The 13514-nt window shown below is 67.4% G+C and carries 9 protein-coding genes; 4 read left to right on the top strand and 5 right to left on the bottom strand.

All coding sequences use genetic code 11. The annotated features are described in order from the left end of the window. Positions 1-57: 57 nt before the first annotated feature. From ABE434_RS17405 to ABE434_RS17415, 3 genes are all read right to left on the bottom strand, one after another. Positions 58-1302: a DUF819 family protein gene (locus tag ABE434_RS17405; RefSeq protein ID WP_346479692.1), complete on the bottom strand. Its 1245-nt coding sequence runs from the start codon at positions 1300-1302 to the stop codon at positions 58-60. Between the two features lie 174 nt (positions 1303-1476). Beyond that, on the bottom strand, positions 1477-3540 hold the full coding sequence (locus ABE434_RS17410) for a S9 family peptidase (RefSeq protein ID WP_346479693.1): 2064 nt from the start codon (positions 3538-3540) through the stop codon (positions 1477-1479). Between the two features lie 149 nt (positions 3541-3689). Continuing rightward, on the bottom strand, positions 3690-5660 hold the full coding sequence (locus ABE434_RS17415) for an oligopeptide transporter, OPT family (RefSeq protein WP_346479694.1): 1971 nt from the start codon (positions 5658-5660) through the stop codon (positions 3690-3692). 223 nt (positions 5661-5883) lie between these two features. Between ABE434_RS17415 and ABE434_RS17420 the strand changes: the two genes are divergently transcribed. Then, positions 5884-7035, top strand: a complete 1152-nt coding sequence (locus tag ABE434_RS17420) for a heparan-alpha-glucosaminide N-acetyltransferase domain-containing protein (protein ID WP_346479695.1) — start codon at positions 5884-5886, stop codon at positions 7033-7035. Between the two features lie 152 nt (positions 7036-7187). Beyond that, positions 7188-8963, top strand: a complete 1776-nt coding sequence (locus ABE434_RS17425; protein WP_346479696.1) for an oligopeptide:H+ symporter — start codon at positions 7188-7190, stop codon at positions 8961-8963. A 77-nt stretch (positions 8964-9040) separates the two neighbouring features. On the opposite strand, the gene ABE434_RS17430 is transcribed toward ABE434_RS17425, so the two are convergent. Together ABE434_RS17430 and ABE434_RS17435 are read right to left on the bottom strand one after the other, a co-directional pair. Next, entirely contained in the window at positions 9041-11014 is a 1974-nt protein-coding gene (locus ABE434_RS17430) for a S9 family peptidase (RefSeq protein WP_346479697.1), read from the bottom strand. A 139-nt stretch (positions 11015-11153) separates the two neighbouring features. Continuing rightward, entirely contained in the window at positions 11154-11789 is a 636-nt protein-coding gene (locus ABE434_RS17435) for a LysE family transporter (RefSeq protein ID WP_346479698.1), read from the bottom strand. Between the two features lie 134 nt (positions 11790-11923). On the opposite strand from ABE434_RS17435, the gene ABE434_RS17440 reads away from it, so the two are divergent. Then, the gene (locus ABE434_RS17440; protein WP_176990085.1) at positions 11924-12829 is read left to right on the top strand and encodes a LysR family transcriptional regulator ArgP; all 906 of its coding nucleotides are present in this window, start codon (positions 11924-11926) and stop codon (positions 12827-12829) included. Between the two features lie 81 nt (positions 12830-12910). Continuing rightward, a complete protein-coding gene (locus ABE434_RS17445; RefSeq protein WP_346479699.1) occupies positions 12911-13495 on the top strand; it encodes a hypothetical protein in 585 nt (194 codons plus the stop codon). Positions 13496-13514: the final 19 nt, after the last annotated feature.

Consider the following 13514-nt stretch of genomic DNA (forward strand, 5'->3'; position numbering starts at 1 on the left):
CCAGGCGATGCGTCACTTGTCCAGGAGGTTGCCGGCCAGCGGCCGGCACTACCGCCCTCAGCCCTGCCCGGCCATCGCGCGCAGGGTGATGCCCACGATGTAGGCCAGATACGTGCCCGTCGCGTAGCCCATCGTGCCCAGCAGCACGCCGACCGGGGCCAGCGAGGGATGGAACGCCGCGGCCACCACCGGGGCCGAGGCCGGCCCACCGATATTGGATTGCGAGCCGATCGCGAAGTAGAAGAACGGCACCTTCAGCGCGCGCGCCAGCGCCCACAGCAGCACGATGTGCACGGCGATCCAGATCAGGCCGAGCAGGAACAGCCACGGGCGGTCGAGCAGCGCGAGCAGGTCCATCTGCATGCCGATGCAGGCGATCAGGAAGTACAGCAGCAGCGAGCCCAGCTTGGAGGCACCCGCACCTTCGAGGTTGCGTGCACGGGTGAAACTCAGCGCCAGGCCGCAGGTGGTGGAGATCACCACCACCCAGACGAACGGCGCGTCCAGACTGAACTGCGACGCCCAGGCCACATGGCCCTTGAACCAGGCCGAGAGCGGCCCGGCGATCGCATGCGACAGCCCCACCACGCCGAACGCCACGGCCACGATCAGCATCAGGTCGGTCAGACTGGCCACGCGTTCGTGCTGCGCCTGGAAGGCCTGGATGCGCAGCTTGAGCGCGTCGATGCCCGAGGTGTCGGCACCGCTGCGCGCATCGATCTTCGCCGAACGCCCGGCCATGAAGATCAGCACGGCCATCCACACGTAGCCGACGCCGACGTCGACCACCGCGAACTGCCCGAAGGTGGTCGCGTTGACGTCGAACACTTCGCGCATGGCGAGCATGTTGGCGCCGCCGCCGATCCAGCTGCCGGCCAGCGCGGCCATGCCGGCCCAGGTATCGCCGGCGACGGTGGCCGGATGCAGCCACTTCATCAGCTGGAAGGCCACCACCGCGCCGATCATGATGCTCAGCGAGGCGCCCAGGTACATCACGATCAGTTTCGGGCCCAGCCGCAGGATGCCCTTGATGTCCACGGCCAGCGTGAGCAGCACCAGCGCGGCGGGCAGCAGGATGTCACGCGCGACCGGGTTGTAGAGATGGGTGTTCTGGCCGTCGATCAGGCCAACGGTGTTGTACACACCGGGAATCAGGTAACACAGCAGCAGCGCGGGCACGTAGGTGTAGAAGCGCTTCCACAGCCCCTCCTCGCGCGAGGCGGTCCAGAACACGGCACCGAGGGTGGCGGCGATCAGGCCGAAGACGACGATGTCGTTCTGGATCAGGGCAGGTGCTTTCACTGAGATGGGGTGCCTGGGTCGTGCCGGCCGCGGGCCGGCAACCTCATGAGTACTGAAAGCGCGGTGCAGATGCCGGCCAGCGGCCGGCACTACGGATGAAGATACAGATGCTGGCCTGCGGCCGGCACCCGCGATGCAAAAGCGCCGCCCCTGGGGGCGGCGCTTCAAACCGGCTTATTCGCCGATGTGCTGCTTCAACCAGCCGTTGACGGTGTCGTGCCACTGCACGCTGTTCTGCGGCTTGAGCACCCAGTGGTTCTCGTCCGGGAAGTACAGGAACTTGGACTCGATGCCCTGGCGCTGTGCGGCGGTGAATGCTGCCAGGCCCTGTTCCACCGGAATGCGGTAGTCGAGCTGGCCGTGCACGATCAGGATCGGCTTCTTCCAGTCCGACACGTGGTTGACCGGGTTGAACTTCTCGTAGCTGGCGGCCTTCTCGTACGGCGTGCCGCCCTGCTCCCACTCGGTGAACCACAGCTCTTCGGTGGCGTAGCCCATCATGCGCTGGTCGAACACGCCGTCATGGTTGACCAGGCACTTCCACGGCTCGCTCCAGTTGCCGGCGATCCAGTTGACCATGAAGCCGCCGTAGCTGGCGCCCAGCGCGCACGCCTTGTCGCCGTTGAGGAACGGGTACTGCTTCTGTGCCGCGGCCCAGCCCTTCTGCAGATCTTCCAGCGGGCGGTCGCCCCAGTGCTGGCTGATCGCATCGGTGAAGGCCTGGCCATAACCGGTGGAGCCGTGGAAGTCGATCATGACCACCGCGTAGCCCTGGCCGGCGTAGGTCTGCGGATTCCAGCGGTAGCTCCAGCCGTTGCCGAAGCTGCCCTGCGGGCCGCCGTGGATCAGGAACGCAACCGGGTAGCGCTTGCCTTCCTGGTAGTTGTACGGCTTGACCACGTAACCGTGCACGGTCTCGTTGTTCCAGCCCTTGAACTGGAACTGCTCGTAATCGCCGAAGGCGACATCGGGCAGCATCTCGCCGGCGCTCGGGGTGATCTCGCGCGGGTTCGCACCATCGAAGGCGGCGACGACGATCTGGTCGCCGCTCTTCAGGCTGTTCTTCGTATACGCCAGCGTGGTGCCGGCGATCACCGGCGAGCCGATGCTGCCGCCGTCGACCACGACCTCGGCCTCACCGGTGGCGATGTCGACGCCGAACAGGCGGTGCTCGCCCATGTCGTCGGCGCTGGTGTAGATCAGGGTGCCGTCACCGGACAGCACGATCTCGCCGGCCGAGCGGTCCCACTTCGGTGCGATCTCGCGGGTCTTGCCGGTGGCCACGTCCATCGCCATCAGGCCGAAGCGGTCCGCTTCGAAGCCCGGGCGCTTCATGGCGCGGTAGTACAGGGTCTTGCCGTCGGCGCTGAACACCGGGCCGGCATCCCAGGCCGGGTTGGACGCGGTCAGGTTGACCGGCGCCTGCTTGCCCTCGGCATCCAGGCGGTACAGGTCGAAGTTGGTCGACCACGGCTCCTGCTTGCCGGCCACGCGGATCGCAGCGACCACGGTCTTGCCGTCCGGCGACCAGGTGAAGTCGTCATTGCCACCGAACGGCTTGGACGGCGCATCGCCGGCCAGCGTCGCGCTGATCGCCGAGGCACCCTTCACCGCGGCAGCCTTGGCGGCCGGCAGCGGTGCCACGAACAGCGTGTTGCGGCGGCCATCGGCCCAGGTGTCCCAATGGCGCACGAACAGGCTGTCGAATACCTCACCAGTGTTCTTGCGCGCCTTGTGCGCGTCCAGTTTCTTGCTGGTGCAGGCCAGGTCCGAACCGCAGTCCTGGAACACGCCGCTGCTGAAGGCGACGCGGTCGCCCTGCGGCGAGACGTGGAAGCTGTCCACATCGACCGGGAAATCGGTCAGCTGGCGCGGGGTGCCGCCGGTGGTCGGCTGCGCGTACAGCTGCTGGCTGCCGTTCTTGGCGCTCAGGAAATACACGGTCTGGCCATCGGCCGACAGCGCGGCGGAATTGACGTTCCAGCCAGCCGGGGTCAGCGGCTTGGGCGGGGCCAGGTCACGCGTGCGCAGGTTGCGGATGAACAAGCCGGTGCTGGCCTTGCTGTCGGCACCGACCACGCGCTTGGCGAAGATCACGTTGCCGCCATCGGCGGTGAGCAGCGGGCTGGAGACCCGATCCAGCGCGATCATGTCGCGCACATCCAGGCCACGCGTGGCCGCCAGCGAGGGCATCGCGGTCAGCAGGCACAACGGCAGCAGGGCGTAACGAAGTTTCATCGGGGTCTCCGCGGAACGGCAAAACGCCGATGGTAGGGCCGCAGGGGCCGCACATGCAAAGGCCATCGGTCATGCCGGTGCGTTGCCTGGGGGCAGAAACGACAAACCCCGCCGGAGCGGGGCTTGTCGTGACGCAGACCGGGGCGTTTTTAGACCGAACCGACCGCGCGCTTGCCGGTGCGGTAGATCAGCCAGCCGACCAGGAACAGCACGGCCAGACCGATCCACTGCGCGCCCGGCAGGCGGAACGGCAGCGCCAGCACGTCGGCACGGCTGCTGATCACGATCGGAACCGCGATCGCGATGCCCATCAGGGCTTCACCGGTGATCAGGCCGGCAGCGAACAGCACGCCCGGCTTGTGCACGCGGTCGCGGCCTTCTTCGTCGTCGCCACGGATCTTGTGGAAACGCTCCACCAGATAGGCGATCAGGCCACCCAGGAAGATCGGCACCATCAGCTCCAGCGGCAGGTAGATACCGATGGCAGCCGCCAGCACCGGCACGCGGAAGCGTGCGTTGCGCGACTTCAGCCAGCTGTCGAAGGCGATGATCGCCGCGCCGACCACCGCGCCGATGCCGATGAAGGTCCACGGCAGCTCGCCACCGAACAGCCCCTTGGCCACCGAGGCCATCAGGTTCGCCTGCGGCGCGGCCAGCGCGTTGGGATGCAGCTCGGACTTGACGCCGATGCCGTAGGCAGTCGCCAGCAGGTTCAGCACCGGGGCCATGATCAGCGCGCACGAGAACGCGCCGATGCCCAGCATCAGCTGCTGCTTCCACGGGGTGGCGCCGACGATGTAGCCGGCCTTGAGGTCCTGCAGATTGTCACCGCCGACCGCGGCCGCACAGCACACCACCGCGCCGATCATGATCGCGGCCACGGCACCCAGCGGTGCCCCGCCAACGCCCACCGGCTTGAGGCCGTCGGCGCCGAGCAGCAGCACCAGCACCGCCGAGGCGAACAGGATGGTGGAGATGGTGATGCCCGAGACCGGGTTGTTGGAGGAGCCGATCAGGCCGGCCAGGTAGGCCGAGACCGAGACGAACAGGAAGCCGGCCACGATCATGATCAGCGTCATCGGGATCGACACGTGCCACTGGCCCACGATGGCCTGGTACAGCGCCAGCAGCGGCAGGGTGAAGACGACCAGTGCCACCAGCATCCACTTCATCGGCAGGTCGCGCTCGGTGTCCGCCAGCGCCGGGCCACCGCTCTTGCGGGCCGCGGCAAAGCCACTCTTGACGCCATTGAGCAGCGACTTGCGCAGCGAGATCAGCGTCCAGACACCACCGATCAGCATCGCGCCCACGCCCAGGTAACGCATCTTCGCGCCCCAGATGGCGAAGGCCGCCTCGGTGGAGGAGGCCGTGGCGATCGAGGCCGCCAGCGCCGGATCGGTGTTCATGAAGAACGCCTGGTACAGCGGGATGGCGATATGCCAGGTCAGGATCGAGCCGGACACCACCACGATGCCGACATTCAGGCCGACGATGTAGCCCACGCCCAGCAGCGCCGGGGACAGGTTGGTGCCGATGAAGGCGCTGATCTTCGAGCCGCCCACATAGGCCGAGGTGGCCCAGGCATCCGGAATCAGGCGCAGGCCGCTTTCGGCCGCCAGCTTGACGAAGGCGCCGATCACCGCCGACACGGCGAGGATCTTCAGGCCCGGCCCCGGGTTTTCACCGGCCTTGAGCACTTCGGCGGCGGCCTTGCCTTCCGGGAACGGAAGCGGATCTTCCACGATCATCGAACGGCGCAGCGGCACCGAGAACAGCACGCCCAGCAGGCCACCCAGGCCGGCGATGCCCAGCACCCACCAGTACTTGAAGTCCGGCCAGTAGCCCATGATCACCAGCGCGGGGATCGTGAAGATCACGCCGGCGGCGATCGACGAACCGGCCGAGGCGCCGGTCTGGACGATGTTGTTTTCCAGGATCGTGCCACCGCCGAGCAGGCGCAGCACCCCCATGGAAATGACCGCGGCGGGAATGGCGGTGGCGATGGTCAGGCCTGCGAACAGACCGAGGTAGGCGTTGGCGGCCGACAGAATCACCGCCAGCACGATGGCAAGCACCACCGCGCGGAATGTGAGCTGGCGTGGCGCAGCGTCGTTGTTCATGGAATCCCCTGCTGGCAAAAAATCCCTGCCACGCTAGCGTTCATGTACGGGCAAGTCCAGTAGTGCCGGCTGCTGGCCGGCCACCCTGCACCACTTGATCGAGGCCCCTGTTGAGCTGCGCGTGCCGACGCAGCCGCGACACGCCGGACTCGGCAAGGTCCAGGGCCGGGCCCATCCATTTTAGTTATGTTATATCCTATCGCACCGAACAACCGGCGCTGCTGTGACGTCTTCCCCCACCTCCCGCCTGACCTCCATCGACCAGCTGCGCGGCACCGTGATCGTGCTGATGCTGCTCGACCACGTGCGCGAAACCTTCTATATGCACCAGCAGGTGGGCGACCCGATGGCGGTCGCCCAGGTCGAGCCGGCGCTGTTCGTCAGCCGGCTGCTGGCCCACCTGTGCGCCCCGGTGTTCGTGCTGCTGACCGGTCTGTCGGCCTGGCTGTACGCCAGCGGCAAGCCAGACGGGCGGCGGGCCGCGTCGGCCTTCCTGCTCAAGCGCGGCCTGTTCCTGGTCGTGCTGGAGCTGCTGGTGGTCAACTTCGCCTGGACCCTGCAGTTCCCGCCCAGCGTGGTGTACCTGCAGGTGATCTGGGCGATCGGGATCAGCATGATCGCGCTGGCCGGGCTGCTGTGGCTGCCACGCGGGGTGCTGGCGGTGCTGGCACTGTCCGTGATCGTCGGGCACAACCTGCTCGATGGCATCCGCGTGCAGGGCGACGGTGCATTGGCCGTGCTGTGGAAGGTGCTGCATCAGCGCGACTGGATCGCCGTGACCGACGGGCTGCGCCTGCGCACCTCCTACCCGGTGCTGCCGTGGATCGGCGTCATTGCGCTGGGCTGGGTGGTCGGCCCGTGGTTCGCGCGCGGCGGCGATGCCCTCCTGCGCCACCGCCGCCTGTGGATGGCCGGCGCCGGTGCGCTGCTGGCCTTCGTCATCCTGCGGGCGGTGAACCTCTACGGCGACAGCCCGTGGCAGTCGTTCGCCAGCGCCGGCGACACGATCATGAGTTTCTTCAACGTCACCAAGTACCCGCCCTCGCTGCTGTTCCTGCTGCTGACCCTGGGCATCGGCCTGCTGTTGCTGCGCCTGTACGAGCAGCCGCGCGTGGACCGGGCGCTGGCGCCGCTGGCCGACATCGGCGCGGCGCCGATGTTCTTCTACCTGCTGCATCTGTACGTGCTGAAGCTGCTCTACGTGCTGGCCGAGGCGCGCTGGGGGCAGACCCACGGCGGGTACTTCGCGGTCGACCACGTGGCAAGCCTGTGGGTGATCACCGCGGTGCTGGGACTGGCGCTGTACTGGCCGACCAAAGCGTTCGCGCGGTTCAAGGCACGGCGCCGGGATCTGGCTTGGCTTCGCTATCTGTAAGCGCGCGATGCCGGGCTGCTGAGGCTGCCGGCCAGCGGCCAGCACTACGACAGCGGCCGGCACTACCACAGCGGAGCGGCCAGACCCGGCACGGCTGACCCTTCGCCCCGGGCCTATACTCGCCGCCTTGTCCGCCCTGCCCCTATCCCTCGATGACCGCAGCCGCCCTGCCCGCCTCCGCAGCCTCCCCCGCTACCGACGACTTCCTCGGCCATCCCAAGGGCGTCTACATCTGCTTCTTCACCGAGATGTGGGAGCGGTTCTCGTTCTACGGGATGAAGGCGCTGTTGCTGCTGTATCTCACCAAATACCACCTGTTCGGCGACAAGGCCGGCCTGGACCTGCTCGGCGCCTACGGTGGGCTGGTCTACTGCATTCCGGTGTTCGGTGGCCTGCTCGCCGACCGCTGGCTGGGCATGCGCAAGGCGGTGGTGTTCGGCGGCGTGCTGCTGGTGCTCGGCCATCTCGGCATGGCCTTCGAAGGCCATGCGGCGGTCCGCGTCGATGGCGCGGTGGTGCGCGATGACGCCGCACTGGGCATCACCTACCTCTCGCTGGCGCTGATCATCATGGGCGTGGGCTTCCTCAAGCCCAACATCTCCACCATCGTCGGCAAGCTCTACCCGGAAAACGATCCACGCCGCGATTCGGGCTTCTCGCTGTTCTATGCCGGCATCAACCTGGGCGCGCTGTTCGCGTCGCTGGTCTGCGGTTTCCTCGGCGAAGCCTACGGTTGGAAATACGGCTTCGGCGCGGCCGGCATCGGCATGGTGATCGGGCTCGGCATGTTCCTGTGGGGGCAGAAGTACCTGCAGGGCCATGCCGAACCGTCCGACCTGCCGGCGCTGCGCCAGCGCGTGCTGGGCATCCGCCGCGAATGGCTGATCTATGCGGTGGCCGTGCTCGGCGTGGTACCGGTCGCTGCCCTGATGTGGGCGGCCGCCAATGGCGCGTTCGCGCTCGGCGGGGAAATCAGCCTGGCGCTGATGCTGATGATCGTCGTGCTCGGCGGCGTGCTGGTCTGGTTCGCCTGGTTCACCGGCACCCGCTGCACGCCGGTGCAGCGCCAGCAGATGATCGCGCTGATGGCACTGATCTTCATGGCACTGGTGTTCTTCACCCTGTACGAGCAGACCTACGGCTCGTGGGTCACGTTCACCGATCGCCTGCTGACCAAAGACCTGGTGCCCTCGCTGGTGATCCAGGGCGGCACGCCGCTGCCGTGGTCGATCGCCTCGCTGCTGCTGGCACCGCTGGGGTTCGTGGTGGCCGCGCGCCTGTCCGAGCGCAGCCCCGGCTCGTCCGCACCCCGCACGCTGTTCATCGTCATCGTCGCTGCGATGCTGGTGATGCTGATCCGCGACTGCCTGGTGATTCCGCAGACCGCCGGCTCGCTGACCTACCTCGGCGGCCTGTTCCTGGTCGTGCTCGCGCCGCTGTTCGCGATGCTGTGGGCGTGGCTGGATCGTCGCCGCATGGACCCGTCCAAGCCGGTCAAATCCTCGATCGGCCTGGTCTTCGCCGCGCTGTCGTTCGTGCCCCTGGCGTTGGCCGCCCAGCACGTCGGCGCGACCGGGCAGATGGCCAGCGTGTGGTGGCTGGTGCTGGCCTACCTGATCCTGGAGATCGGCGAAATGTGCCTGTCGCCGGTCGGCCTGTCGGCGGTGACCCAGCTGGCCGCGCCGCGCGTGGTCAGCCTGATGATGGGCACCTGGTTCCTGGCCACCGCGTTCTCGGAAACGCTGGCCGCGCTGTTCGGCAAGCTCGCCGCGATCGAGGTGCCGGAAGGCCAGACCATGGACATCGCCAGCGCCGCCGCCAGCTACGAGCACCTGTTCTGGCTGCTGATGTGGATCGGCCTGGGGTGTGCCGCGGTCGCGCTGATGTGCTCGCCGCTGCTGAAGCGGATGATGCACGGAGTGAAGTGAGTCCTGCCTGCCGCGCATACGACAACGGCACCTTCCGGTGCCGTTGTCGTTGAAGCGGTGTTGCCTGCGCGTCGCGCTCAGGGCTGGGCCGGCGTCGACACCGTGGCGGTCTGCCCGCCCAGGCTGTTGGACAGGAAGGCAAGCAGCTTGGTGTAGTACTCGCGGCGATGCGGGTCGGTGTAGAATCCATGGCCTTCGGTGGGGTAGTACAGCGTCTCCACCGGCACGCCGGCCTTCTTCAATGCCGCTTCCATCCGCCGGGTGTGCAGGATCGGCGCGCGCTCATCTTCGCCACCGGCGGCCAGGAACACGGGCACTTTGATCCGCTCGGCCAGGTTCACCGGTGATACCGCCGCCAGTGTCGTGCGGTCCCCCACCCATTCCCTGAGATAGGTCTCGCCCGAGCCACGGCGCTGGATGTCGCCGGTGGTGTACATGATCGGCAGGTCATAGACCCCGACATAGCCGGCCGCACACGCGTACAGCGACGGCTCCTTGGCCACGCCCATCAAGGCCGCATAGCCGCCATAACTCGCACCGTACATGCAGATCTTCGCGCCATCGGCGATGCCTTCGGCTACCGCCCAGCGGGTGGCATCGGTCAGGTCGTCCTGCATGGCGCCGCCCCATTCCCGGCTGCCGGCGTTGGCATGGGCCCGGCCGAAGTTGGACGACCCCCGGTAGTTGACCTGCAGCACCGCATAACCGGCGGCGGCCAGCAGCTGGCTTTCCATGTCGTAGGCGCCATCGTCGTACACGAAGAAGGGCCCCCCATGTGGCATGACGACCATCGGCAGGCGCTTGCCCTCGCTGCCCCTGGGACGGGTGACGAACCCGTGCAGCGGCATTCCGTCGCGGGCCTTCAGGGCGATCGGCTTGACCACGGCCGCGGTGTCCGGATCCACCCACTGGCTGCGGCTCACCACCAGATCGGCTTTCTTGGCCTGCGTATCGAACACGTAGAAGTCGCCGGGGTTGCTCCCCGACCAGACCTGCAGCATCGCCAGCCTGCCGTCGCGCGAGGACGAGGTAATGAACACCGCCTGGCCGCCGAAGGCCTGCTCCAGGCTGCGCTGCAGGCGGGCATCGGCCGAAGTCTCATCGAAGAAGCGGGTGCGCGGCGTGTCGCCCAGGTACAGCGCGCCGATCGGGATCGAGGTTCCGCGCCGGTAGATCACCCTGGCCGGGTCGACCACCGCGTCGCGCAGCAGTTCGCGGCGCTCGTCGGTCGCCGGGTTCCACGACACGATCGTGTCCGGGCCACTGGGCTGCTCGACCAGCAGATAGGCCAGCGTCCCATCCTCGGAGAAGCCCAGCGCACGCTCGATCCGTTGGCTGACGCCTTGATCGTTGATCATTTTCCAGGCCGCACCGGCGCCGTCGCGGTAGTACAGCTTGTTGACGTTGTCACCGGCGGCGCCGTCGGCGAAGCGCACTTCCCCCTTGCCGTCGGCGACGAAGTCGGCCCGCTGCACCGGCGCGCGCGCGACCGTCGTGCGCTGGCCGCTGTTGACGTCCAGGCGCTCGGCCGAGGTGAACGGATCGGCCGAGAACGGCATCACCTTGACCAGCACGCGGCGGTCCTGGTCGGGCAAGGCATCGATCATGAAGGCAGCCACCGCTTCGACCTTCTTCGGCTGGATCCGCGTGCCCAGCCCGCGGTTCTGCACGCGGTACCCGATCAGCAGCTCGCCCCGCCCGCCGTCGGCATTGATGCCGAACAGTTCGCCGGTCGGCTGCGGCTCGTCCAGCGAGCCGAACTTCTCCGCCAACCCGATCAGGACGCGCTGGTCGTTGACCCAATCGAAGTCATTGGCGTGGTTGTTCTTTGGCGGAACGAACGAGCCGATCAGCTTGCCGTCCTCGCGCCGCATGATCGCCAGCCCGGTGCGGTCCTCCATCGGAATGGTGGCCGCATAGAACGCGCCGGTCGGCGAGATCTTGATGTCCGTAAACGTATCCCGGCGCAGATAGTGCTCCAGGTCCACCGCACCGGCCTGGCCCGTCATGGCCAACAGCACGGTCATTCCCCACAGGCATGCACGCTTCATCCTTCCCCCCAGCTCCACTGGACATCGTGTCCGGAAGGGCGATTCTAGGCGCAAGCCCGGCGGGTCAACCAGCGGCGTTTCCAAAAAAAAATGGCACCGCGAACGGTGCCATCTCCAGGGCCTGCATCGAGGAGAGAGTTCAATGCATGCCGCGGAACGCGAGGCTGAGCGCCAGGATCGACAGGATCACCGCGATGGTGCCGTCGAGGATGCGCCAGGTTCTGGGCTTGGTGAACAACGGGGCCAGCAGGCGCGCGCCCAGGCCCTGGGCGGTGAGCCACAGGCAGCTGGCGGTGAACACGCCGGCGGCGAAGGCCATGCGTGCGTTGCCGAAGTTCTCGGCGATGCCACCGATGACCATCATGTCCAGCCAGAAGTGCGGGTTGATCAGCGAGAACCCGACCGCCGAGATCAGCACCGCGCGGCGCGAGGTGCTGTCGCCGTCGTCCACATGCATGCCGCCGCCACCGGCCAGCGCGCGTCGCGCCGACTGCCAGGCATACCAGGCCAGGAAGGCGACACCGCCCCACAGCACCACCGTGGTGAGCCACGGCACCGCCTGGGTCAGCGTGCGCAGGCCGGCCACGCTGGCGAAGATGAAGATGCCATCGATGGCGGCACACGTGGCCACCACCGGAATGATGTGCTTGCGCAGGATGCCCTGGCGCAGGATGAACGCGCTCTGCGCGCCGACCACCGCGAACAGGCCGATGCCGGTTGCGGCACCACTGAGCCACGCGCTCAGCCCGGCGCCGCCGGAAAGGATCGAAAACATGGGATACCACCTGTGTCTTGCTGGGGGGCGGTGCCTCGCCAAGGCGTACAGCACCTGATGGCGCATATTGTCGCGCCGCAACATTAAAAAGTAGAGCTAAACTTACTTAACCATCTTTAGCAGAACTTAAGATCATGCGCATCGACCATGCCCAGCTCCGTGCCCTGGCCGCAGTGATACGCGAAGGCAGCTTCGAGCGTGCCGCGCAGTCGCTCAATGTCACCGCCTCGGCGGTCTCCCAGCGGGTCAAGGCGCTGGAGGACCGGGTCGGCCGCCTGCTGGTCAAGCGCTCGTCCCCGGCGGTGGCCACCACCGAGGGCCAGGTGCTGGTCCAGCTGGCCGAGCAGACCGCCCTGCTCGAGCACGATGCCCTGCACCGGATGGGTATCGCCGATGAGGACCTGCCCCACGCCAGCATCCCGGTGGCGGTGAACCATGACAGCCTGGAAACCTGGTTCCCCGAGGCGGCCCTGCAGTTCGCACGGCAGACCGGCACCACGCTGGACCTCCGCTCGGAAGACCAGGACCACACCGTGGCCCTGCTCCGCCAGGGCGCCGTGCTGGGCGCGGTGACCACGCTGGATGAGCCGGTGCAGGGCTGCCAGATCCACGCGCTGGGCAGCATCCGCTATGCGGCCACCTGCACCCCCGCCTTCCATGAGCAGTACTTCGCCAAGGGCGTCAACGCGCAGTCGCTGGCCCAGGCGCCGGTGCTGGTATTCAACCGCAAGGACGACATGCAGGCCCGGTTCGCCCGCCGCCTGGCCGGCAACGACCTGCCGCTGACCGCGCCGACCTGGTGGATTCCCTCCACCCGCGCGTTCGTCCAGGCCAACCTCGGCGGGCTGGGCTGGACCATGAACCCGCTGCCGCTGGTCAAGCGCCATCTCGATGCCGGCCGGCTGGTGCACATGAAACAGCGCGCCTGGGAAGACGTGCCGCTGTACTGGCAGCACTGGAAGGGCGACGTGCAGACGATGGCACTGCTGACCCGCGCGGTACTGGCGGCCTCGGCGACGCTGGTGCGGCGGAAGCGGTAAAAGCGGCGGCCCAGCCCTGCCCTACACAGGCCACCGACTCGGCCCGGTGCAGGATCGGCCCATCCAGCCGTGGGGGTCTCGATGGACAGCGATCCGGTCTACCTGCACATCCGGGTGGTGCTCAGCATCATCCTCGGCCTGAGCATCACCACCCTGCTGCGCGGCCTGGCCGGGATCATCGAACACCCCAAGCGCCGCGGCTGGTCGTGGATCCACCTGTGCTGGGTGGTCTGGGCGCTGATCTCCGTAGTGACGTTCTGGTGGTGGGAGTTCCGCCTGGGGCAGGTCCGGCAGTGGACCTTCGAGCTGTATCTGTTCGTGATCGCCTACTGCGCCGCCTGGTACCTGCTCTGCGTCCTGCTGTTTCCCGACGATGTGCGCGAGTTCGGCAGCTATGAGAACTACCTGCTGCAGCGGCGCGGCGGCTTCTTCGGGATGCTGGCGCTGGTCACCCTGCTCGATCTGGTCGATACCGCCATCAAGGGCCACAGCCGCTGGCAGATGCTCGGCGATGCCTACTGGGTCCACACGGTGGTGATGCTGGCGATCGCGGGGTTGGGCATCGTCCTGCGCCAGCGCCGCGCCCACCTGGCCCTGGCCCTGATAGCGCTGATCTATCAGGCCAGCTATTTCCTTCTTGAATACTTCACCTTGGCCAGCGACTGACCCGGCGCGGCACACCCAC

Source organism: Stenotrophomonas sp. TWI1183, from assembly GCF_039673115.1.
GTDB classification, from domain to species: Bacteria; Pseudomonadota; Gammaproteobacteria; order Xanthomonadales; family Xanthomonadaceae; genus Stenotrophomonas; species Stenotrophomonas maltophilia_AA.